The organism is Bacteroides fluxus YIT 12057 (assembly GCF_000195635.1).
Taxonomy (GTDB): Bacteria; Bacteroidota; Bacteroidia; order Bacteroidales; family Bacteroidaceae; genus Bacteroides; species Bacteroides fluxus.
In genome coordinates this window covers 13,023-38,393 of sequence record NZ_GL882621.1, presented here as the reverse complement: position 1 = coordinate 38,393, position 25,371 = coordinate 13,023, and the positions used below count along the sequence as shown (strand labels likewise).

Here is a 25,371-nt window from a genome sequence, read left to right as displayed (position 1 = left end):
CTGTTAGACTGTCCGGACAAAGGTAACAAAAATTCAATAAGCAAGCTCTATTCCATCAATCAATTGAAAGATATCTTCACTCATTAATCACTTTTTCTTTCATGTATTTAAAATAGCATATTCAATTTTGCTTCCTTACAAAAGAGAATCATAAAAAACAAACACCACAGACTACACGAACTGTTGCATCAAGTTTTAATGAACTCTTCATCAACATAAATTCGCGTAATCTGTGGTGATTACTATTCATATACTATATCCCGGCAATGTCACTCATTCGGAATATCCATCGGCTCAATATTATTCTCTGAACCAGCATATCCCGGTGTCTGGTTAATGTGCCCCTCAACATTTGTTGAAATCGCCTTTTCAGCAATAGGCCACAATACATTATAAGGAGCAATGGTATAGGAATTACCTACCGCATTTTTCACGTCTTTATTATAGAACTCAGTACGATCCATAATACGGTTGTAAAAATAATTATTGGTCGTAAATTCTTCCATGGAATAAGTGCGTCCTTTTTCATCAGCCTTACCTGTCTTTGCAAATAAGAAAGCAATACGTGTCAACTCACACTTACGTGGCTCTTCATAAAAAAGTTCACGAGCACGCTCATCCAATACTTGACTGATGTTCACCTCATTAACAGTCAATTCGCGAGCACCGGCACGACGGCGTACAATATTCAAATCCTCCACTGCCAAATCCGGTTTATCCAGCCATACATATGCTTCAGCACGAAGTAAATATGTCTCCGCTAAACGGAATACATACCAATCTGCCCAACCTCCACGCCACCAACTTGCTTTCTGGTCAGCAACATTAGACTTATAGTGGGGCCATCCACTCCAACAACGGATGGTGTCCTGAATCAATTGTTCATCCTTATCATTATATAATCTAACATTTTTTCCATACCATTCAGAAGTACCTTTTAATGCAGGATTATTATAAGTCAAGTCTTTAACATGCACCCAGTTACCATCCTTATGACGGCAATCAGTATCATCCAAGGTCCAAATGGAATACTGATGATACCAGGTAGAACGTAATGTACAGATACCACGACCATATTGGAGCAAATAGGGATTCTTTTGCTCGTTATTATCTACAAAAGCCGCTTTACCGTCAGGAGTCAAAATTTGCCCACTAGCAGGATACCAAGGTACTAATTGACGTTTAATTTCCAATCCCGCTGCAGAACGCATATCTGAGCCTGCATCATAACGGTCAATTACCATATAAAGTACTTCCTTGTTTTCAGGCAACGCTTTATTATCTGACTGATGCAAATCCCAAACTACATCTTTTGTGTCATCATTCTTATTTACCCCGAAACGCTCAGTCATCAAATGATGTACGCCATCACCTATTACTTTATTGGCAGATTCTACAGCATCTTCAAACTCTCCCAAGGCTAAATTTATTTTGGTTAACAGATGATAGGCAGCAGCTTGAGTAACCATGCCGATATACACGTTATTGGAGAGGTAAGGAGCAGTACGATCAAGATCCTCCTTCAGATAACGCAAGATAGCCTCACGCTTAGTCGTATAGAAATCGTAACGGGGACCTGTCACCTCATGTACGATAAAAGGAACATCACCATATTGGTGTACCAAACGATAATAACGGAAAGCTCGATGGAAACAAGCCAAAGCTTCGATTTCTCCCCTCTGCTGTTCTGTCATCTCTACATTCTGCGCACGGTCATACAATGTATTAGCATCCTTGATACCTTTATATAGATAGGTCCAATAGTTGTTTATTTGCGTTGCGTTTCCTGTCAAAGAAGCAGACGGTGTAATCTGACGAACCAAATCGACTGGTGCATTAGACGCATCTGTACGAGCGTTTACTCCCATCTCCGAAAAAAAATATTCAGAAATAATACAAGGGTCAGCGCTCCCTGATGTTGGATAATAATCAAAATAACGCACATCGCGGTTCAACATATCCGTACTTGTTTTCAGCCCTTCATAGGTATTGAATGTATTTTCCGGAGTAAAGAAAGAAAGGGGTTTAGGATCTAACCAGTCAGAACATCCCGTTGCAGAAACCATTAGCCCAAGCATACCGATATGCCCCAATGTATATTTTACAATTTTATTCATTGTTGTATTTATTATAAAGTCATATTAATACCAAAAGTAATTGTTCGCGGAGTATTGCTGTCTGAATTTTCCGGATCATAGGCCGGCCACCCTGTAAAATATCCAAGGTTCTTAACAGTCAGGTTTAATCGCAAAGCCTCTAGCTTTAACGGTGTCAACAAATTCTTCGGGAAAGTATATCCTAAAGAAAGATTGTCTATACGCATAAAAGATGCTTTCTTGTATATAGAATAACTGATACCGCTTGGACTCTTCGCACTCAGACGAGGATAGTCGTTAATCGGATTTTCCGGAGTCCAATATTCACGTTTAATTTGGTTTACCGTATTCAACAAAGCATTATTATTGGTGAAACGTCCCATCGTCTTTATATGACCAAGATAAGAGTACATACTGAAAGAGATATCAAAGTTTTTAAAAAGAGTGAATTCATTACGCATGTTCCAACGCACTTTCGGAGTCGTATTGCCTAAGAACTCTTTATCTTCATTTCCGTATTTATAGTTCTTGTCTTTATCCAAAATCTTCGGGTCACCTGGTCTTTGTCCGTATTTAGCAGCCTCTTCCGTCTCATTATCCTGCCATACGCCAATAAACTTATATCCCCATACTTCATCCAAAGCATGACCTATAAAGTATCCGTTAGTAATATCATCTGCTTCTTTCTGTCCGATTACCTTGCCTGTTTCATCTTTAATATCCTCCATAATACCATATAAATGCTTAATGGTGTTCTTGTTATAAGCAAGATTAAATGTAGTACGCCAAGTCAAGATATCATTGTTTATGTTAGTAGAACTCAAAGAAAGTTCAAAACCACGATTCCAAATTTCACCGATATTAGCTTTAACACTGCTATATCCAATTAAGCTAGGCAACTGACGATTATTCAGCAAATCCGTAGTGCTCTTGTGATAAGCATCAATACTACCGGTCAAGCGTCCTCCCAAGAAAGTAAAGTCTAAACCGAGATTGTAGGAGGTCGTGGTTTCCCACTTCAAATTAGGATTTGCCATATTATAGCAATAGAAAGTATTGATATTCACCAATTGTCCTGTGGCAGGATCCACATACATATATTTTCGGGGCTCAAGTTGCATCAATGCCGCATACTCCCCAACAGAACGGTTACCATTTTCACCATAAGTGAAACGCAGTTTAGCATATTCAAACCAATCAGCATTTAAGTTCTTCCAAAACGACTCTTCCGTAAATACCCATCCCAATGCTATAGAAGGAAATACTGCATGTGGATTGGCTTGACCAAAAGCCGAATATCCATCACGACGCACTGTAGCTGTCAGCAGATAACGATTATTGTAAGAATAATGCAGACGTCCCATCAAGGCATCCCCGGTACGATAAATATCACCGGCATCTACTGAAGGAGAAGTTCCATAGCCAATTCCTCCAAAGCCCAGATTGTCACTTGGCTGGAAAGCCTGATTTTTAGCAGTAGTTTTCCAACGTTGGAATTTTTCCCAATTTACCAAGCCTGTAAAGTCAAAAGTATGTTTACCAAAAGTTTTATTCCACTTCAACATATTATCCCATTGCCAATAAAAATCCTTCTGGGCATAACGGTGAACATATCCCCCTTCATCTCCTGCTGACGGATGATCAGCCGAACGATGGAACATATAATTTACCCATTCAAAACGAGGAGAATAGGTAGTCTGTACCGAAAACCCAAATGGCAAATCAACCTTCAGATAAATAGATGTATTCAGATTGTTGATATCATATTTCTTATTATAATACACTTGGTTCAAAAGAGGATTGGTAGCATTATTATTATCATTCGGATAAAGCTTTAGAGAGCCATCTTCATTATATACACTTCCATAGGGAGACAATACAGAAGACCAACTTGAATAAACAGCATTATCTGTAGTATTGAGACTACTTTCATCACGGTTCGTAAACTGAGCGTTCACACCATAAGTCAAAAACTCCTGTACTTTGTTTTCCAAATTTACACGGGCACGTATAGCACTATAGTCACTTCCTCTATTATTACTTTCATTCTTCAGATAATTGATAGAAGAATAATAAGACATCTCGTCTTTTTTGCCAGCAATGCTCACAGTATAGTCTTGGCGAAGAGCCGTACGAAGAGTCAAATCTTTCCAATCAACAGTTCTGCCAGCCATATAGTTATCAACTTCGGTATTAGTCATACGCAGACGGTTCAACCATACTTCCGTAGGATTACCTGTATCAGTTCCCAACCATTCGTCCAGTTCAGAACCACTTAGATTCGCCGGATTATCAAAATAACCTGTAGCTGCTTTTTCGTACTCAGCACTTTTCATTACAGCTTGGCGGAAATTCACAAAATCCTGTCCCTCATATACTTCAGGCAATGAATTCACCATTTGAATACCCCAGCTTCCATTAAAGCTAATAGTAGGCTTCTTGCTGCTCGTACCTTTCTTTGTAGTAATCAACACAACCCCATTGGCTGCTTGAGCACCATATACAGCGGTAGAACTGGCATCCTTCAGTACATCCACCCGCTCTATGTCGTTGGGATTGATATCGGTCATCTGTCCACTGTAGATTACACCGTCCAATACAATTAAAGGATCAGTGCTTGCGGCAATCGTTCCTTTACCACGAATCAACATAGAGGTATTACCTTTGGCGTCAGTCTCCATACCTACAGAAAGTCCTGCAACTCCTGTACGTAACAAGTCCTGAATAGACTGACGCTGCTCCTTTTCAATAGCATCACCTTTGAGAGAAGCCACCGCCCCTGTCAGATCCTGTTTTTTCATTGTACCATAACCAACTACCACGACTTCCTGTAGAAGTTCCGAATCTTCCTTCATCGTTACAACGGAAGGAATAGCATTTGCCTTCAATGTCTGTGAGGCATATCCAATATAAGAAATCTGAATATTGGATTTTGTACCTACAACCAGTGTATAACGACCATCTATATCCGTTATCACACCATTGGTTGTACCTTCTTCAAGCACATTAGCTCCGATAATCGGTTCACCCAAATTATCAACTACCTGACCCTTAATCGTAATCGTCGCACCAGACGTGTTTCCCCCTACCTGTGCAGACAGAGGCAGACAAAAGATCAGTAACAATAAAAGCGTTACATAATTCTTAAAATTCATTTTTTTTAGATTTAAATTTAGAATAATTGTGTGTTTCAATAAAAAAGAAGTATAAATAAATATCTGATTATACTCAAATAGTTTGTAACATTTTTCAAGGACAAAGTCTCTGAAAACAAATATTCTCAAATTCCATCATAAAATTTTTCTTTTTCATAATAAATTAGATTAATTGATTATTTTCACAACATAGATAACAGGAAAATATCCTGCATATCAAAGCTTTATCTTCTTTAATATTCCTACATTAAAATTAATGCCACAAAACTATGAGTATTAAAATATATGATTTTACTGTTTTAGACTTTTCTTTTACTCAAATTCAAAGCAAATAGATAACACACTGTATACCAATACATAGCATTAATCTTCCAAACAGAAGTATAACATATAAAATAACAATCTATTTTTGCTATAGTTTAAATAAAAATAAATACCTTCGCAAACATTAACAGCACACTTTTTTAATAATGAAGAAAAGTAATTGATATCATTCCAATATAAAATTTCAAATCAAACTCCCTAATGAAAAAACACATTCTAACTATCATTTTTTTTACATTTATCATGTGCACCTCCACACATATAAATCTGCATGCTACTTCTCAAGTCCAAAACAACGATTTCCAGTTGCTCATGGAGAAAATAAGACAGGACTTCGCCATCAACCCTCCGGCAGAAGAGATTGAAGAAGCATTAGCAACCTACAACGAGGCTGACGGTTCCTTTACCGACGTGGACTATGCCAGCATACAGCGTACCAACTGGCCACCGCTTACACATGTGGACCGTCTCTATGACTTTGCATTCGCTTATACCACGCCCGAAAATAAATACTATAAAGATGAAAAACTATTCACCCGGATAGTAAAGGGACTCGAATACTGGTACGAGCGGAATCCATGGTGCCATAATTGGTGGTACAATCAAATTGCCGAACCGCAACGTTTGGGCGTCATGCTGATACAATTGCGTACGGGCAACAAGCGGATTCCCGCAGAACTGGAAAGCAAAACTCTGGAACGTATCAAAAAGGATGGCGGAGACCCGGCCAAATGGACGGGTGCCAATCGCACAGACATTGCCCTCCACTGGATATACCGCGCCTGCCTTTCACAAAACGAGACAGATTTGGAAACTGCTCTTGAAAATGTATATAATCCGATTGTCTATACCACCAAGGAAGGCTTTCAGCACGACAATAGTTATTTTCAGCACGGACAGCAGCTATACATCGGAGGGTATGGCGATGAAATCCTAAAAGGCATTACGCAAGTTGCCATGTACACAAGGGGGACACGCTATGCCATACCACAGGAGAAACTCGCACTGCTGAGCAAGTTCATGCGCGAAACATATTATCCCACCATACGTGGGCAATACATGCTGTTCGATGTTTTGGGAAGAGGCGTAAGCCGTCCCAAAGTTACAGATAAATCCCACACTGCACTGTTCGCCAGACGTATGGTCGAACTGGATGGCGCACATGCCGATGAATTCAAAGCCATCATAGCCCGCCTGGAAGGCAAGCAGCCTGCCGAATACAAACTAAAGTCAGGACATACCCATTACTTCCGCGGAGACTATACCTTGCATATACGTCCGGGCTACACATTCGACGTCCGTATGGTATCTACACGGACAGCCCGTTGTGAGTATGGAAACGGTGAAAACCTGAAAACCTACTTCATGTCCGACGGATGTACCAATATCGTAACGGCAGGCAATGAATATGCCGGCATCTTTCCCGTATGGAACTGGGCACGTATTCCCGGAGTAACCGCCCCCCAATTGCAGGAAATCCCTAAAGCGGCCAGCGACTGGCAGACACCCGGCACATCCACTTTTGCAGGCGGGGTATCGGACAGCCTCTATGGCGTCTCTGCCTATTCCTATATAGATACTTACGACAGTATCCATACCGGTGCCCGAAAAGCATGGTTCTTTTTCGACGAAGAAGTGGTTTGCCTGGGTGCAGATATACATTCCGCATCAGACAAAGAAATAAATACCAGCATCAACCAATGCCTGTCGGCGCGGGAAAAGAAAGCGATTGTCTGTTCGAAAGGGAAAAGGTCCATTTTGGAAGAAGGTTCTCTCAGCTACAATTCCCCCGAGTGGATACTACACGATGGAGTCGCCTACCTGTTCCCTGAAAAGGCAGATGTATTTGTCTCCAAACAGACGCAAAGTGGAAACTGGTACGACATCAACCGGACTGCCACCAAAGAAATGCAACAGAAAGAGGTCTTTACCCTCGGCATCAACCACGGGACACAACCGTCGGACGCCACCTACGCCTACCTCGTTGTTCCCGGAAAAGACACTCCCAAAGCAATTAACAAATACAGAAAAAAGGGAAATATAGAGATTGCAGCAAATACGGCAGACGTGCAGGTTGTCAGGAATAAAGATCTAGGAATCTGGGGAATGGTGTTCTACAATGCCGGAGAATTCAAGCACCGGGACATCCAGGTGGCGGTAGATAAGGCCTGTGTGCTCATGATTAAGGAAAACGGCCCTCACACGGCCGCTCTGCACATCGCAGACCCGGGACAAACGGAGGCCGACATACAGGTCAGCCTCACACTGCCCGGCCGGTCCAAGGCCCCCCAAACCATCTTATGCAGCTTTAAGGATAGCGGCATTTATGCCGGAGCCACCAAAGCATACGACATCCGGTTTAAAAAATATTGAAAGACACTAAAGATAAAGAGCTGTGCAACAGTTACCCAAAAAAAATCGTATCTTTGTACCCTATATTTATTAATTAACAAAGATTTAATGGAAACAGTAGAAAACAAGTACATCACCGTAGCGTATAAGCTGTACACAATAGAAGACGGAGAAAAAGATTTTGTAGAAGAAGCCAATGCCGAACACCCGTTCCAGTTTATCTCCGGATTGGGTATGACTCTAGAAACTTTTGAAGGACAGATCAAGGATTTGAAAGCCGGTGACAAGTTCGACTTTACGATTCCTGCTTCCGGAGCATACGGTGAATATGATAACGACCATGTCATCGATCTTCCTAAAGAAGTATTTATCATCGAGGGAAAATTCGACAGCGAACGTGTTGTAGAAGGTGCCATCATCCCCTTGATGACCGCAGAAGGCCAGCGCATCAACGGCAGTGTGGTAGAAGTGAAGGAAGATGTTGTTGTCATGGACATGAATCACCCGTTGGCCGGATGCGACCTTAATTTCACAGGTGAAGTAATGGTATCACGTCCGGCAACCAATGAGGAACTTGCCGAAGTGGCCCGTATGATGAGTGGCGGCAGTTGCGGATGCGACAGTTGCGGCGGAGATTGCGGCGACGGAGATTGCGGTGACGGATGCGGATGTGGAGGATGCCACTAAAGAATTAAAAATGAAGAATGAAGAGTTGCCTTGCGGCCTGTTTGCATAGTGCTACTTCATTCTTCATTTCCCGTTCTTCACTCAGCTCTTGCTCGTCATTATTTCAAGCACCAGTTTATCCGTCTCATTCATTCCTTTAGAGCCTATCTTCGTCAGGTTGCGGATACTTTGGTCAACATCCTCATCGATAATCCCTTCTACAGAAGTAACATAACGGTTTTCCATTGCCATGATGGCAGAAAGGACCGCAGTAGAAACGCCGGTCGTCACTTTCAATGCACAACTGGGCTTGGCACCGTCACAAATCATGCCTGTAAGATTGGCTATCATATTCTGCACTGCGTATGCCACTTGCTCGTAGGTACCTCCCATCAGCCAAGTAATCCCGCAGCTGGATCCGGTAGCAGCAACCACACAGCCACATAAGGCCGAAAGACGTCCCAGGCTCTGCTTGATGTATATAACGGTCAGATGGCTCAGCATCAATGCACGGATAAGCTCTTCCTCCGACTTTCCATTTTCCTCGGCATAGACCAATACAGGCAAAGTAGCCGATATACCTTGATTGCCACTGCCCGAATTACTCATTACGGGAATCATGGCACCTGCCATACGGGCATCACAAGCACCGGAAGTATAAGAAAGGATATGAGAGAATATACTGTCTCCCAATATCTTATGTTCATAAGTACCTCGCAGAATCTTACCCAGGCCATGACCATAATCCCCTTCAAAAGAACGTTCGGCGGCAGCTTTGTTCAAACGGGCGGTTTCCAGAATGAACCGGATTTCGTCCAATGGAGCAGTCAAAGCAAAATCATAGACTTTGCGCAAGGTCAATTCCAATGTATGCTCTTCCGTTTGGTGGCAAGATTCAGTTTGCTTGTTGAGCAGCACTTCATTGTTACGCGCCACGTATATAAAGCAAGTATGTCCGCCGGCAATAATGGCGGTCGCTTTATCTTCCCCGGCCTCACAGCATACTTCTATATAAAGCTTTTCCTCTATGCCATCTTTCAATGATATTTGAATCCGCTTTTCATCAATGAAGCGTTTGCCTTCTTCCACAGCTTCAGGCGTACTATCTTTCAGTACTTCCAATTGATATTCCGACTTACCGATTAAAGCGCCCAGCGCCACGGCGATAGGCAATCCAATCATACCTGTACCCGGAATTCCCACTCCCATCGCATTCTTCAGAATATTGGCGCTCAAAAGAACCGTTATCTTTTCCGGACGCTTACCTAATATTTCCGCGGCTTTTGCCACACACAATGCCACTGCAATAGGCTCGGTACACCCAATAGCAGGAATTACTTCACATTTGACCAAAGAGATGATCTGCTGTCTTTCTATTTCACCCATCATATATTACTTAGTTACATTCATATCTTAAAACAAGTTAGAGACGATGCCAAATCCGGTGTTTTGCATCATTCCATTGTCAAATAACTCATATGCAAAAGTAGCCAAAATCTTTAACCAAGCAAAGCAGTTGCTGCTTTAAAAACAAAAAGCCTCCCTGTAACCTAATATTAGGTTACAGGGAGGACTGTCATACATATATAATCAGAATTCCGCTTCTTGCTGAAAGTTGTTACTGAGCATTCAATTTCAAGCCAATCTCCACGCGAGAAGTTGTATTGATAATTTCAGACAAAGACTTCAACAAGCCTTCAGCCATGCCGGCCATGCTTCCGAAGTCCGGATCGGCCTTCATCATCTCAATAAGACCAGCAACGAATTCTTCATCAGCAAACATAGGAGCTACGATACCTTTCAAGATAGGCAGAAGCAATTCAGTATCCAAATATGCAGTCAGTTTACCCTCGCTCTTTACATAGGTCAAAGGAACTCCGTCCGTTACCAAGGGAAGCAGCACTTCCATTGCCTGCGCCAACACGGTACCCATGTCAACCCCCTTTGTATTTATAGAAGCTGCCTTGGCAACACTTGCCAAAATGGCATCCAGATTGAGATATACTTTCATGTGAGAGTCGTCAAGCAAAACATACTGCGCAACATTGGCAGGAGTATTTACCGCCTCAGTGCCCCCTTGTGCGGCATCAACATAAGAAGCCGAGATATTACCGTCGGCACCCAACGTGATACTTTTCAGCACATTACACAACATTGCAGGCACGGTTGTCTTCTCTCCCTCTCCCATGTCAATCAAATCCATGTGCATAGCCATGTTGATTATGAATGAAATAGGCATTTCCGATTCGTAACCGGGGAATATTTCTATTGTAGCCTTCTTCTCCGCATCCCAAACCAGATGGATCGGGGTCTGATCATCTTCATAAGGGTCGAAAGGATTAGGCACCCAAGTGGTACCTGCCAAAGCACTGTTCTTCAAAGTGACATTTGTCAAATCAAGCTGCATTTCAGTAGTAGATACCTTCCCGGCGTAAGAGAAAGTGCAATAGGTTGTCTCGCTTGTACCGTCAAAAGAACATTCACCATTTTGAATCTTCAGAGTGACAGGCAAAGTAACAACCGGACTTCCCGGCAAAACACCCGCCCCAATAGACTGATTGTCGGCTTTGGACGTAAGCGCGCCCGACAAATCCAAATTGCCGGATAATATCAAAGTAGCCTTGGTAGGATCAGAAGCATCCGGGGTAAATGTTACCTTCTTGCCTAACATCTGCTCACCATTATAATTCAACTTCAATCCATTGGCAGCAGTAAATTCCGTTTGAGGAACAGGACATGACTTGTCATCGTCATCGTCACTACAAGCCGTGAACAATCCCATTGAACAAATCAATGCAAACAAATAAAATAAATTCTTTTTCATACTTTTATGAGTACTTGTTTAGTTAATAAAAAGCCCTTTAAAGAGCAATCAATTTCCCTTTTTATATCAAGGGTGCAAAATAACACCTTTTAAAATTGCTGTGCAAGGTCTTTTCTAAAAAAAGGATGTTCTTTTTTTCACATCAAACAGTTGCCTTAATGAAGAGATATCCACCATACGCCCCCTCTCCGTCTTATCTAATTCATTCTCCAGGATATCTATACTATACAAACTACCTTGGACTGATGCCGCGTTTGCCAATATTTAATCGTCCGACAATCGTTTTCTTTTCGTCCGACAGTTGTCGGACGATAATTAGACAACTGTTGGACGATAATTAAACAGCTGTCGGACGATTATTTTTTAGTAGATACACCCATAGACTATACGATTCTTACATCCAATCTCCGGCATTCCTCTTTATACTTCCCGCTACAACCCCTATATCCAAGCCACCAAAAACACATTTCTTATATAAGATAAAACGTTTTTAAAAAGAAATTGTTATCTTTATAGTGCCAAAAGTTTCCATTATCAAGCAACAGATGGCGCATTAGCTTCATATATAAACCTTTAAAGCATTTGATATGTTCAATTCATTTGGAAATATTCTTCGCCTTACCAGTTTCGGAGAATCACACGGTAAAGGCATAGGAGGTGTAATAGACGGATTTCCCGCAGGGATAACCATCGACATGGATTTTGTGCAGAAAGAGCTGGACCGTCGTCGTCCCGGACAATCAAGAATCACCACTGCCCGGAAAGAAGGCGATAAAGTGGAATTCCTTTCCGGCATATTCGAAGGCAAATCCACCGGCTGCCCTATCGGCTTCATTGTATGGAATGAGAACCAGCATTCCGACGACTACAACAATCTGAAAGAAGTATATCGTCCTTCACATGCCGATTACACCTATAAAGTAAAATACGGCATCCGCGACCACCGGGGAGGTGGCCGGTCTTCCGCCCGCGAAACCATCTCGCGCGTCGTGGCCGGCGCCTTGGCCAAAATGGCCTTAAACCAGTTGGGCATACACATCACGGCATACACCTCACAGGTAGGTCCTATCCGTCTGGAAGAAAACTATACGGCATATGACCTCGACCTCATCGAAACCAATCCGGTGCGCTGCCCCGACCCCGAGAAGGCCCAAGAAATGGAGGACCTCATCTTCAAGATCAAAGGTGAAGGAGATACCATAGGAGGCGTAGTGACCTGTGTTGTAAAGGGATGCCCCATAGGATTGGGACAGCCCATCTACGGGAAACTGCATGCCGCACTGGGCGCAGCCATGCTCAGCATCAACGCCGCCAAGGCATTTGAATACGGTGACGGTTTCAAGGGGCTGAAGCAAAAAGGCTCTGAGCAGAACGATGTCTTCTATAACAACAACGGACGCATTGAAACGCGTACCAACCATTCCGGAGGTATCCAAGGCGGCATCAGCAACGGACAAGACATCTACTTCCGTGTAGCCTTCAAGCCGGTGGCTACCGTACTGATGGAACAGCATACGGTGAACATTGACGGTGTAGATACCACCCTGAAAGCCCGCGGACGCCATGATCCCTGCGTGCTGCCCCGTGCCGTGCCCATTGTCGAAGCAATGACTGCCTTGACGCTGCTGGACTATTATCTGATAGACAGGACAACCCAACTTTAAAAATCTTATATGATTATGGAAATAAAGAAATACATCACAGAAAACGAACCGCGGATGCTGGAAGAATTGTTCAGCCTCATCCGCATCCCCAGCATCAGTGCAAAGCCGGAACATCACGACGACATGCTCGCCTGTGCCCGGCGTTGGGCGCAATTATTGCTTGAAGCCGGAGCAGACGAGGCATTCGTGATGCCCTCGGCAGGCAATCCGATTGTATTCGGACAAAAGACCGTTGACCCGAAGGCAAAAACCGTACTGGTATATGCCCATTATGATGTAATGCCTGCCGAACCGCTGGAGTTATGGAAAAGCCAGCCGTTTGAACCTGAAATACGCGACGGACACATCTGGGCACGGGGTGCCGACGATGACAAAGGGCAATCTTTCATACAAGTGAAAGCCTTTGAATATCTGGTAAAGAACAATCTGCTGAATACAAACGTAAAATTCATCTTTGAAGGTGAAGAGGAAATCGGCTCTCCAAGCCTCGAAGGTTTCTGCCGGGAACATAAAGAACTGCTGAAGGCGGATGTGATATTAGTATCAGACACCAGCATGCTCGGTGCCGATCTTCCTTCATTGACCACCGGACTGCGCGGACTGGCTTATTGGGAAATAGAAGTTACAGGTCCCAACCGTGACCTGCATTCCGGACACTTTGGCGGCGCTGTAGCCAATCCTATCAATGTGCTTTGTCAGATGATCAGCCAGGTGGTGGATGCTGACGGGCGTATTACCGTACCCGGTTTTTACGACGATGTAGAAGAGGTGCCGCAAGCTGAACGGGACATGATAGCCCACATTCCTTTCGATGAGGAGAAATATAAGAAAGCCATTGACGTGAAAGCACTGTTCGGCGAAAAAGGTTACAGTACGTTGGAACGCAACAGTTGCCGTCCGTCTTTTGATGTATGCGGCATCTGGGGAGGATATACAGGGGAGGGCTCTAAAACCGTACTTCCTTCCAAAGCTACCGCAAAGGTATCTTGCAGGTTAGTACCCCACCAAGACCATCATAAGATTTCACAACTGTTTGCCGATTATATCCTAAGTATCGCACCCGATACAGTAAAAGTGAAAGTTACGCCTATGCACGGCGGACAGGGCTATGTATGCCCCATCACGCTACCCGCCTATCAGGCAGCGGAAAAAGGATTTGAGAAAGCGTTCGGCAAGAAACCATTGGCCGTACGCCGCGGGGGAAGTATTCCCATTATTTCCACCTTCGAGCAGGTATTGGGAATCAAGACAGTACTGATGGGCTTCGGACTTGAATCGAACGCTATCCATTCGCCCAATGAGAATATACCCTTAGACATCTTCCGCAGAGGCATCGAAGCGGTAGTGGAGTTCTACATGAACTATAAATAAACCGGCGCGGAAGCGTGCCATTCAAAATATAAATCATTTAAGGATCATGAAGAAACCAGAAGACGCATGGGAGATAATTTCCAGCGAATACCTGCATAAGGCACCTTGGCTTACCGTACGTAAAGACCATGTAGTGTTGCCAAATGGCAACCATATCCCTTCCTATTATATATTGGAATATCCCGACTGGGTGAATACCCTTGCAATCACCCGTGAAGGCCAGTTCGTGTTTATCCGCCAATATCGCCACGGAATACAGGAGACGTGTTATGAACTTTGCGCCGGAGTCTGTGAAGAAGAAGATGCCTCTCCATTGGTTTCCGCCCAACGGGAATTATTGGAAGAAACCGGTTACGGCAACGGGACTTGGAAAGAGTACATGCAAATCTCCCCTAACCCCGGTACACATACCAATATCACCTATTGTTTTCTGGCTACGGATGTGGAAAAGATTTCCGAACAACACTTGGAAGATACAGAGAGCCTGACGGTGCATCTGCTTTCATTGCAAGAAGTGAAAGAGTTATTGCGGCAAGGAAATATTCGTCAAGCCCTGATGGCAGCTCCCCTTTGGAAATATATGGCTGAAAACGGGTTATAGGTTACTCGAACGGCTTGCGGAAAGTACATCCGGCTTTCCATTCGGAACATCCGTAAGCCGTTTTCCCCTTGATAACCGTACCTTTTCCGCACAGAGGACAAGGCTTCCCCACAAAAGTATCCACCGGTACAGGGGCCGCATTTCCTTCGACAGGAAGAACGGCTGCATCCGAATCCTTTACCACTTTCTTCTCTTCCTTCGGTTTTCTCGGCGTCCTCTTCCTCGGTTCTTTTTCCGGTTTACCGGCAGTCCCGGCTTTATCGGCGGACTTACCGTTTTTCTCGGCAGCAGGCATCTGTATCGTAATATGACGGTTGCTATTATCCGAAAGCACACTCATCACTACTTCCGAAACCATCTGCTTCAATTCCTCCAGAAATTGTCCGGCATTGTAAGTACGCTTTTCTATTTCCCGGAGCTTCTTCTCCCAAATACCGGTCAATTCAGCCGACTTCAAGAGTTCCTCATGGATAATCTGTATCAATTCTACTCCGGTAGGAGTAGCCACCAGATTCTTCTTCTCCTTACGGATATAATTCCGTTTGAACAAAGTCTCGATGATGGCCGCACGGGTGGAGGGACGCCCGATACCGTTTTCTTTCAAAGCATCGCGCAGCTCATCATTATCTACCAGCTTGCCGGCAGTTTCCATGGCCCGAAGCAAAGTCGCTTCTGTATAAGGCCGGGGTGGCTGCGTCCACTTCTCATACAAATCCGGAACATGAGGGCCACTCTCTCCTTTCACAAATGCCGGAAGCACATTTTCACCTTCCCCCTCTTTATCTTCCTTCTCTTCCTGTCCGGTTCCGGCGGCAGGGGTACCGAAGACAACACGCCAGCCCGGATCCAATATCTGCTTGCCGGAAGTCTTGAATTCAATCTTCTCCACCTCACCCAATACGGTTGTAGTGGCAAACTTACAGTCAGGATAAAATACGGCTATAAACCGGCGGGCTATCAAGTCAAATACCCGGCGTTCCATATCCGTCAGATTTTGCGGATACTGCCCGGTAGGGATGATGGCATGGTGATCCGTCACCTTCGAGTTATCAAACACTTTCTTCGACTTCAGCAGGGTGGTGCCTTCCAACGGGGCTGTAAAGGTTTCATAATCCCGCAAGCCTTTCAGAATCCCGGGACACTTCGGATAAATATCATCGCTCAAGAAAGTGGTATCCACACGGGGATAGGTAGCCACCTTCTTCTCATACAGAGACTGGATCAACTTCAGTGTCTCATCGGCAGAGAAAGCGAACTTCTTGTTACACTCTACCTGCAACGAAGTCAAGTCGAACAGACGGAGCGGCGCTTCTTTCCCTTCTTTCCGGGTGATGCCGGTGATAGTAAAAGGAGCGTCTTTTATCTGCTCAAGCAATGCCATGCCACGCTCACGGTCGGCAATGGGTTCAATCCCCCGGTTCTCCTCTTCCTTTTTAGGTTTCTTCCCGGCAGCTATGGCCTCTTTCTGCTTCTCGGCTTCCAAAACCAGCTCCTCCTCACTCTTCTTGAGAATAGCAGAAAAGGTGGTATCACGATATACCGTCTTCAGTTCCCAATACTGTTTGGGAACAAAATTCTGTATTTCAAGCTGACGGTTCACGATAAGTGCCAATGTAGGTGTCTGCACACGCCCGATGGAAAGCACCTGCCTGTTTTGCCCGTACTTCATGGTATAGAGACGTGTGGCATTCATCCCGAGCAGCCAGTCACCGATGGCACGGGAAAGCCCGGCTTCGTATAGAGGTTGGAAGTCCGAAGCGTCGCGCAGCTTGGCAAATCCTTCGCGGATAGCCTCTTCAGTCAATGAGGAAATCCACAGGCGCTTTACCGGACAGCGTGCTCCGGCCTTCTGCATCACCCAACGCTGTATCAACTCTCCCTCCTGCCCGGCATCACCGCAGTTTATAATCATGTCGGCATGCTGCATGAGGGTTTCAATCGTATGGAACTGACGTTCGTAAGTAGGATTGCTGATCAGCTTGATGCCGAAGCGCGGCGGTATCATAGGCAGGCTTCCCAAGCTCCACGACTTCCAGTTAGGAGTATATTCATGCGGTTCTTTCAGGGTACAAAGATGACCGAACGTCCAGGTCACCTGGTATCCGTTTCCTTCGATGTATCCGTCCTTCTTTTCTCTCGCTCCCAATACATCGGCTATGTCACGCGCCACAGAGGGCTTTTCGGCAATACAAACTATCATTTATCTCATTTTGAATTTCAAGAGGCAAAGGTACGAAAAAGTATGGATGTGGAAACGTGCAAACACGGGAATGTGCAAATGCGGGAATAGGTAAACGCAGGAATGTGCAAATGCACAAATACAAAAGGGTTTTGGACAGGATTGCTATTCTTATGTACATTTCTTGCAATCAAAAGCACAGACGGACAAGCCCGTGAAAGTAAAAAGGTGTAATTTAGCCCCTGATAGAAAAAGACCTTTACAACAAAAATTCAATACCTAAAAAACAATAAAAATGAAACAGATTTCCACGAAGCATCTGGCATGTCTTTCGCTGCTATGCTCCTCCATGGCCGCTGCCGCCGAACGTCCCAACATCATTTACATCTTCACCGACCAACAAACGGCTCAAGCCATGAGTTGCGCCGGAAACCCCGATGTGCATACTCCCAACCTTGACCGGCTGGCCGCTGCCGGAGTGATGTTCAGCAACGCTTATTGCACCGCCCCTCTCAGCGGACCTTCACGAGGCGCCATGTTTACAGGACACTATCCGGAAACAGTAGGACTGCTGGTGAACGGTGCGCCAATGCCCGATTCATTGAAAACGCAGACTTTGGGGACATTGGTCAAGAGCGCGGGATATGATTGTGCATACGGAGGCAAATGGCATCTCCCATTGCTTGATATTCCGGACAAGGTGTACGGCTTCGACCATATTTACGAGCATAATGATGACGGATTGGCGGAAGCCTGTGCCGGATATCTTGCACGTAAACACAAGAAACCTTTCTTCCTGGTAGCCTCCTTCGACAATCCGCATAACATCTGCGAATACGCCCGCAGCCAGAACCTGCCCTATGGCAACATCGGTGAAGCCGACTTGCGCGACTGCCCGGGTGTACCTGCTAATTTTGCCAAAAATCCATACGACGCGGATGTCATCGAGCATGAAAGGAACAACAACTACAACGTATATCCCACTACCCGCTTCACCCCCGATGATTGGCGAAAGTATCGCTACACCTATTATCGCCTGGTAGAAAAGGTGGATGCCGAAATCGGGAAAATCGTGGACGCTATTGACAAATACAATCTTTGGGAGAATACAATAGTGATATTCTCCAGTGACCACGGTGACGGAGTGGGTGCACACCAATGGAACCAAAAGTCAGCATTATATGAAGAAGTGACCAATGTTCCGCTTATTGTTACCCTACCCGGTAAGAAGCATGCCGGTAAAAGACTTCCGCAACTCATCAGCAACGGAGTGGATTTCTTCGCCACCATCTGTGACTGGACGGAAGCCATTGCCCCTAAATACATTGATGGAACCTCTTTCCGTGCTATAGTGGAAGCTGGCAATCCACAGAATCCCCATCAAGAATATGTCGTTACCGAAACTCAGTTCGACGGTGGAAAGACCAGAGGATGGTGCATTCGTACCGACCGTTATAAATATGTACTTTACGACAAAGGACGTTATCGTGAGCAGTTGTTTGATATGCAGGCCGACCGTGGTGAGATGCGAAACCTTGCTGTGGAAAGCACTTATGGGAAGGAGCTTCAGAAACATCGTGACATCCTCCGTCAATGGATGAAAAGACATCACATTCGTCCTACAAGGCTGAAAATAAACGATGTGCCGGAAGGGGAATGAACAAATTTGAAATTCGGAAAAACAAAATCGAAAGCAAATTGCACTTTTTTCAAGAAAGAAAAAACAAGAGAAAAATGGCATTCCGCCATAATCGGATTTCTTTGCCGATAGAAACAAGAACCTGAAAAATATCATGAAAAGAAACTTATTTATTGCATTATTTTTCTTTGCGGCTTCCGTGCCGTTGCAAGCACAACAATCACCGTTCATCCGGCTGACGGAAACTTCCCTCATGCATGAGTCGCGTGCCACTCCTTCTCCTTTAGATAAAGAGGTGGTGAACGACCGCTTCGTCTCATTCCAATGGCCACTTCCCTTGGAAGCCCGGCCAGAGGGAGCTCCTATGGACGGCTTTGAGCACTTGGTCAAAAAGGTAGATAAAAGCAAACTGGCTTATAAGATACGTTACGCACAAGATGCCGACTTCAAGAAAGGATTAGTGCAGGCAGACACCCGCTGGCCCTTCTTCAATCCGGAGAAACCACTCACACCGGGCATTTGGTATTGGCAATATGGTTATGTGGACAACGGACAGACCACTTGGAGTAAGGTACTGCAAGTCACCGTAGGCGACAGTAAACAGAAGTTCTGCCCACCTTCGTTGAAGGCCTTGCTTGCCAAAGTTCCCAAAACTCATCCGCGTGTGTGGGTGGAGAAAGAGAACTGGCACTCGTTCATCGGTCAAAGCATAAACAAACCCGAACGCCAATGGTACTTGGAACGTGCGGACAAGGTACTGGCCACTCCCATGAAGAGTGTGAAGGATATCAACACCAGTCAGGTGAAGAACCTCACCAACCAAATGCAAATCAACTCTTACCTCACTCGTGAAAGCCGCCGCATCATTGATGCCGAAGAGTCAAACACGGAGGCCGTTATTCGCGCATACATTCTCACCAAAGAAAAGAAATATGCAGATGCTGCCGTCAAACGAGTATTCACCATGATGGACTGGGACAAGGACAAGAATGTAAAGGGTGACTTCAATGCTTCCGCACTGCTCTCGCTCTGTTCCATGGCCTATGACACCTTCTATGACCAACTCTCTGATGCACAACGCAAGCAATTGCTCAATGCCATCAAAGAGAAAGGAACGGATATGTACAAGCACTTCAACAACTATCTGGAAAACCACATTGCCGAGAACCACATCTGGCAGATGACCTTGCGTATCCTCACTATGGCTGCTTTCAGCGTCTACGGCGAATTACCGGAAGCCGACATCTGGACAGACTACTGCTACAACGTGTGGCTGGCACGTTTCCCGGGACTGAACAAGGACGGCGGATGGCACAACGGAGACTCTTACTTCACCGTCAACACCCGTACGCTCATCGAAGTACCTTACTTTTACAGCAGGCTCACCGGTTTCGACTACTTTTCCGACCCTTGGTACGAAAACAACGTCATGTACACCATCTTCCAGCAACCTCCTTTCTCCAAATCAGGAGGCAACGGAAGCTCGCACCAGAACGTAGCTCGTCCCAACAGCATCCGCATTGGCTACTTGGATGCACTGGCCAAACTGACCGGCAACACCTACGCCGCCGACTTCGTACGCCGCACCTTGGTGAAAGAGCCGGACTATATGAAGAAAGCTTTGCTGAACAAACCCGGCGACTTGGCTTGGTTTCGCCTGCAATGCAACAAGCCGTTGCCCGAAGGTCCGGGACTCACGGCACTACCTTGGGGATATGTCTTCCCCGAAACCGGACTTGCCTCTTTCCAGACCAACTGGGATCGCGTGGGCAGCAATGCCATGTGGAGTTTCCGTAGCAGTCCCTACGGTTCTACCTCGCACGCACTTGCCAACCAAAATGCCTTTAACACCTTCTACGGTGGAAAACCCATTTTTTACAGTAGCGGCCATCATATTGAGTTCACCGATGCACACAGCATGCTGTGCCACCGTGCCACACGCGGTCATAACACCATCCTGATAAACGGTATGGGACAACGCATCGGTGTGGAAGGTTACGGCTGGATTCCCCGCTACTATGCCGGTGAAAAGATTGGTTATGTGCTGGGAGATGCCTCCAACGCCTACGGTAAGGTCACTTCCCCGCTTTGGCTGAAGCGCGGCGAACAGTCCGAAGTTGCCTATACACCGGAAAACGGTTGGGACGATGTTCCCCTGAAAACCTTCCGCCGCCACATTGTACATTTGGGTAATACGGGATATATCTTTATCTATGACGAACTGGAGTCATCCGAACCTGCAGACTACACCTTCATGCTCCACACCGTGGCAGAACCGATGACCGTGGACCAGAACAACGGCAAGTATGTACATGTACAGGGATTGTCGGGGCGTGGCGGAGCATCCGATGCCTACATTTTCTCCAGTGGTGCATTGCAGACCGACACTACCAGCCGTTTCTTTGTGCCGGCGCACAACTGGTTGCGTGCCGATGACAAAGGAAACTTCAAAAAATATCCCAACCACTGGCACTTCATGGCAAAGTCGGAGAAGTCGAAAGTATATCGCTTTGCCACCATTATCAATACACACGCGTTGAAGCATCCTGCCAAAGCGCCGGAGATTCTGTCCGACGGACGCATCAAAGCGGGTGGCTGGCTCATCAGTGTGAATGTGAAGACAGAAGGAAATGCCCAGTTCTTCATCCGCAGCACCAAAGAATCCGTGAGCATCAGCTACAAGGCAGGGCAAGAAACAGTGGTCAACGAAAATGGCTATGAGACGCGGATGTCTGACGTTTTGCCCGAACTGGAGATTTAAGTAACACCGACCACGTTGTAATCTTCTTAATTGGACAGTTTTAAAAGTTATATACACGAAAATAAAGATAATTTCAACAGTCCTGACAGAAGAAACAACGTGGGTGAAATATCCGAGAGCAGTTAACTATTACATTTGTTACCGGGAAATACGAAAAAAAATACAAGAAACCGAACAATCGGAATATCATGAAAACAGGAGATACCAAACGACGTATGATACATATCAGATTTCCAAAATGTACATTGACGGCAGTTGCCGGACTGATGGTTTCGACCACCCTGCTGGCACAGACTCCGGCAAAACCCAAAGTACAGACTTCGGCAAAGCCGGAGCAGACAACAGTCTTTGTAGGAAATACCAAAGGTGGTGCCTCAAAAACAGCCAAGGCAAAGCCGGAGGAGAAAAACACAAAGAATAACAACAATAAAACAGCTAAGGCCAGACAAGGCGGCAAAAACGCCAAGGCATCCTTGAAGCGAGGCAATAAGCGTGGAAGCAAGGAGAGCCTGAACGGACGCTATGTAGCACTGAAGACTAACGTGGCCTACGACGCATTGGCACTGATGAATCTGGGGTTGGAAATACAAGTAGCACCGAAGGTCAGCGTGGAGTTGCCTGTCATCTGGAGCTTGTGGGACTACGAGCAGGAACACGGCATCCGCACCGTAGCCATCCAGCCGGAAGCACGTTGGTGGATGGGTCGGGAAACGGGATACGGACACTACTTCGGACTGCATGCCCACGTGGCATGGTTCAACGTGAAGTGGAACGATACACGTTATCAGGATACGGAACGCCCCTTGTTGGGAGCCGGACTGAGCTACGGTTACAAGCTGCCCTTGAGCGAACACTGGGGAGCAGAGTTCAGCCTCGGACTGGGCTATGCCAACATGAAGTACAACACCTATTATAATATAGACAACGGAGCATGCCTGGATACGCGCGTCCGCCACTATTGGGGCATCACCCGCCTGGGAGCTTCGCTGGTCTATCGTTTTTAAGAACTATCAATAAGCATATACCATGAACAAGATATTGAAGAAACTGTTCCGTCCAGCCGGCCTGCTTGTCCTGACAAGCTTGATGGCAGGATGTACCCTGCACGAAGAGCCGGAACTGACCGCCGATGGCGAAGTGGGCGTAGACCCTACGTCGGTCCTGCTGACTGCCAACCTGAATGTGAACATAAACATGGGTGAACGTCCCCTTACACGTGCCGAAGCCGAGAAGGATGGCTACCTGCACCGCTTCATTGTAGAGGCATACCTTAACCGGCAGCCGGTAGCACGTCAGACTGTCGTAGAGGAGGTGAGCGACCGCACCCACTTATCACTGCCCGTCAACATGAAACTTCATGCACGCAACTACCAACTGGTAGTGTGGTCGGATTACGTGAAAGCAGATGCACCGACGGAGGACTTCATCTATGATACCGAAGAACTGGTACCGCTGATTCCCGTCAGTTCCACGCACTGCGGTAACACCGAATACAAGGATGCTTTTGCCGCCAGTGTCCCACTGGATTTGACCGCTTATAGCAACCAATGGAATGCCGAGGTGAGCGTAGAAGTGGAACTTGCCCGCCCGGTGGCGCGCTACGAACTGGTGGCAAACGACGTAGCTTCCTTTTTGCGTAAAGTGGCTGCGGGCGAGATTACCGGTGACAAATTCACCGCTCGTATCAAGTACAACGACTATCTGCCTGTGGGCTACAATGTGCTGGATGATGTTCCCAAACACTCGTTGCGCTATATGCAATACTCCAAGACTTTCAGCCTGCCCGAAGCGGGAACGCGCGAATTGAGTCTGGGATTCGACTATGTATTCGTGCAGACAGGAGAAAAGACTACCTATATTCCAGTAGAGATAGAGGTGGTGGATAGCAAGAACAAGACCGTTGCCGGTTCTGTGGTACGCATCCCTTGCGTACGTAGTAAGAACAGTGTCGTGAAGGGTGCATTCCTCACCGTATCGTCAGATGACGGTGTCGGCTTCGAGCCCGATTTTGATGGCGAGGTGGACTTGGATGTAGAGATAAAACCTCTGTAAGAACAATCGACTCAAGGACTAAAAACAAAAATAAATAACAATCTTTTAATCTAAGAAAATCATGAAGAAGAATTTTTTGTATTCAGTAATGGCTCTTTTTGTCATATTGCTCGCATCTTGCAGCCAGGAGGAAATTATTTCCGAAAACAGCGAGAATGGTAAGATTACAGTCAGTGTAGGTGTGCCGGGCAGCGCTACTACCCGTGCTGGAATGCCTGAAGTAGAAAGTATGACACGCCGTTGCATCATGCAGGTAGTAGATGAAAACGGAACAGCCATTGAGGGCGAAGAAATGAGACAAACAACAGAAGTAACCGGAGACAAGGTGAATTTCTCGTTCACCGAACCCGAGGGGGAATACTCTGTTGTATTTTGGGCAGACTATGTGACCAGCATTGCTAAGGACAACTGCTACAACACCGCAGCACTGCCTAATGTTACTCTTGCCCACAATAAAAACACCATGTTTACAGCAGCCGGTGATGCTTTTTGCGGCAAAATGGCCAAAGGAGGCTCTACCAGTATTGTTTTGAAACGCCCGTTCAATAAGATTGTGGTAGGTTCTACTAACAAAGAGGCATTTGGTGAGTGCAAAGAAATACAAATTGCAGAGTTTTCAGTCCCCGATGGATACAACATAATGAGCAAAACCTGCTCTGCCGCTAAAAACATCAAACGGGAGAGAATTGCCATGAACGATGCCACTACCGGAGAATGGACCAGCTTCTTTGTATTTGCTCCCAGCAACCAGACTGATACAAAGCTGGAATTGCCTATCATGCTATACAAGGAGGGAGATGCTACAGATGCACCTGCTATTAAATTTACGGCTTCTACATCTGCTCCAACCGATGAGAATATGATTGGAAGCATGGATATTCCGAATATTCCTGCCGACAAGGTTGATGTGGAAATTTCTTTCGATGACAAGTTTACAAACGACGGCTCTACCGAACCTGAAGAACCGGTTGTACCCGGTGAAATGAAAGTAGGCAGCTATATCAATGCGGCAGGTGAAGTGGTGACTGATGCTGCAAATGCTGTCGCTGTGATATTTGCAATGGCTGATGGAAAGGCTGACAACTCAACCTATCCCGATACCAAGAAAGCCAAAGCTTATGCCATCTCACTGGATAAAGTAACCAGTCGCTTGGTAATAGGAGACCTTAGTTCTTTAACATTAGAGGTCACAGCTGATGATGAAACTACATATAGCGGTTTCGCTTTCGATACAGCACTTAAAGGCAAATGCGGAAACCTGACAACAGAACAATCTAAATTGCTCAATGCCTATTATTCAGCAACGCTGCCGACATTGACAGGAGCCAATCTGAGCACATGGTATATCCCTTCCAAGACACAGTTGAACGATGCTTTGAGTTTAGACAATGCCACTTTGAAAGCCAATTTAAAGGCAGCCTATTCATCAAACTATTATTGTTTGTCAAGTTCAGTAGCTGAATACACACCCAAGGAAGGTAATGCGTACAACAGTGTTTGCGGTGTCTTATATGAAAAAAACGATGAAGTCGTAAGTAAGACGGAAGCTTGTGGAGCTACCACATCTGCACTTATATTCCCTTGCTTGACCATTTTTGGAGAATAACCCATCCCAATAAACAGCAACGACCTTAATCATTCATCTTGAAAGGCAAGGCTCCCCCACGCCTTGCCTTTCTTCCCTTTT

The 25,371-nt window shown here is 45.6% G+C and carries 15 protein-coding genes; 10 read left to right on the top strand and 5 right to left on the bottom strand.

The window, feature by feature from the left end; all coding sequences use genetic code 11:
* Nucleotides 1-269 precede the first annotated feature (269 nt).
* On the bottom strand, nt 270-2,117 hold the full coding sequence (locus HMPREF9446_RS05180) for a RagB/SusD family nutrient uptake outer membrane protein (protein WP_009124387.1): 1,848 nt from the start codon (nt 2,115-2,117) through the stop codon (nt 270-272).
* Between the two features lie 11 nt (nt 2,118-2,128).
* Nucleotides 2,129-5,221: a SusC/RagA family TonB-linked outer membrane protein gene (locus HMPREF9446_RS05175; protein WP_245532245.1), complete on the bottom strand. Its 3,093-nt coding sequence runs from the start codon at nt 5,219-5,221 to the stop codon at nt 2,129-2,131.
* A gap of 597 nt (nt 5,222-5,818) precedes the next feature.
* Here HMPREF9446_RS05175 and HMPREF9446_RS05170 point away from each other — a divergent pair.
* Nucleotides 5,819-7,948, top strand: a complete 2,130-nt coding sequence (locus HMPREF9446_RS05170; RefSeq protein WP_410510772.1) for a polysaccharide lyase 8 family protein — start codon at nt 5,819-5,821, stop codon at nt 7,946-7,948.
* 87 nt (nt 7,949-8,035) lie between these two features.
* Nucleotides 8,036-8,614 (top strand): FKBP-type peptidyl-prolyl cis-trans isomerase, encoded by a 579-nt coding sequence (locus HMPREF9446_RS05165; protein ID WP_009124384.1) that lies wholly within the window; start codon nt 8,036-8,038, stop codon nt 8,612-8,614.
* 81 nt (nt 8,615-8,695) lie between these two features.
* Here HMPREF9446_RS05165 and HMPREF9446_RS05160 read toward each other — a convergent pair whose 3' ends face one another.
* Together HMPREF9446_RS05160 and HMPREF9446_RS05155 are read right to left on the bottom strand one after the other, a co-directional pair.
* Nucleotides 8,696-9,979: an L-cysteine desulfidase family protein gene (locus HMPREF9446_RS05160; RefSeq protein WP_039968648.1), complete on the bottom strand. Its 1,284-nt coding sequence runs from the start codon at nt 9,977-9,979 to the stop codon at nt 8,696-8,698.
* 232 nt (nt 9,980-10,211) lie between these two features.
* Complete coding sequence (locus HMPREF9446_RS05155) at nt 10,212-11,417, bottom strand: DUF4925 domain-containing protein (protein ID WP_009124382.1); 1,206 nt, start codon at nt 11,415-11,417, stop codon at nt 10,212-10,214.
* Between the two features lie 587 nt (nt 11,418-12,004).
* On the opposite strand from HMPREF9446_RS05155, the gene aroC reads away from it, so the two are divergent.
* The 3 genes from aroC to HMPREF9446_RS05140 are packed head-to-tail and all read left to right on the top strand — an operon-like array spanning nt 12,005 to nt 15,053.
* Nucleotides 12,005-13,081 (top strand): chorismate synthase, encoded by a 1,077-nt coding sequence (aroC, locus tag HMPREF9446_RS05150; protein ID WP_009124381.1) that lies wholly within the window; start codon nt 12,005-12,007, stop codon nt 13,079-13,081.
* A 15-nt stretch (nt 13,082-13,096) separates the two neighbouring features.
* Complete coding sequence (locus tag HMPREF9446_RS05145) at nt 13,097-14,452, top strand: dipeptidase (protein WP_039968646.1); 1,356 nt, start codon at nt 13,097-13,099, stop codon at nt 14,450-14,452.
* 46 nt (nt 14,453-14,498) lie between these two features.
* Entirely contained in the window at nt 14,499-15,053 is a 555-nt protein-coding gene (locus tag HMPREF9446_RS05140) for an NUDIX hydrolase (protein WP_009124379.1), read from the top strand.
* 1 nt (nt 15,054) lies between these two features.
* On the opposite strand, the gene HMPREF9446_RS05135 is transcribed toward HMPREF9446_RS05140, so the two are convergent.
* On the bottom strand, nt 15,055-17,253 hold the full coding sequence (locus HMPREF9446_RS05135) for a DNA topoisomerase 3 (protein ID WP_009124378.1): 2,199 nt from the start codon (nt 17,251-17,253) through the stop codon (nt 15,055-15,057).
* Between the two features lie 274 nt (nt 17,254-17,527).
* On the opposite strand from HMPREF9446_RS05135, the gene HMPREF9446_RS05130 reads away from it, so the two are divergent.
* From HMPREF9446_RS05130 to HMPREF9446_RS05110, 5 genes are all read left to right on the top strand, one after another.
* On the top strand, nt 17,528-18,892 hold the full coding sequence (locus HMPREF9446_RS05130) for a sulfatase family protein (protein WP_039968619.1): 1,365 nt from the start codon (nt 17,528-17,530) through the stop codon (nt 18,890-18,892).
* A 133-nt stretch (nt 18,893-19,025) separates the two neighbouring features.
* Complete coding sequence (locus HMPREF9446_RS05125) at nt 19,026-21,632, top strand: DUF4962 domain-containing protein (protein ID WP_009124375.1); 2,607 nt, start codon at nt 19,026-19,028, stop codon at nt 21,630-21,632.
* A gap of 215 nt (nt 21,633-21,847) precedes the next feature.
* On the top strand, nt 21,848-22,636 hold the full coding sequence (locus HMPREF9446_RS05120; protein WP_039968643.1) for a DUF3575 domain-containing protein: 789 nt from the start codon (nt 21,848-21,850) through the stop codon (nt 22,634-22,636).
* Nucleotides 22,637-22,658: 22 nt separating this feature from the next.
* Nucleotides 22,659-23,684 (top strand): DUF6562 domain-containing protein, encoded by a 1,026-nt coding sequence (locus tag HMPREF9446_RS05115; RefSeq protein ID WP_009124373.1) that lies wholly within the window; start codon nt 22,659-22,661, stop codon nt 23,682-23,684.
* A gap of 61 nt (nt 23,685-23,745) precedes the next feature.
* Nucleotides 23,746-25,290 (top strand): DUF6562 domain-containing protein, encoded by a 1,545-nt coding sequence (locus HMPREF9446_RS05110; RefSeq protein ID WP_009124372.1) that lies wholly within the window; start codon nt 23,746-23,748, stop codon nt 25,288-25,290.
* Nucleotides 25,291-25,371: the final 81 nt, after the last annotated feature.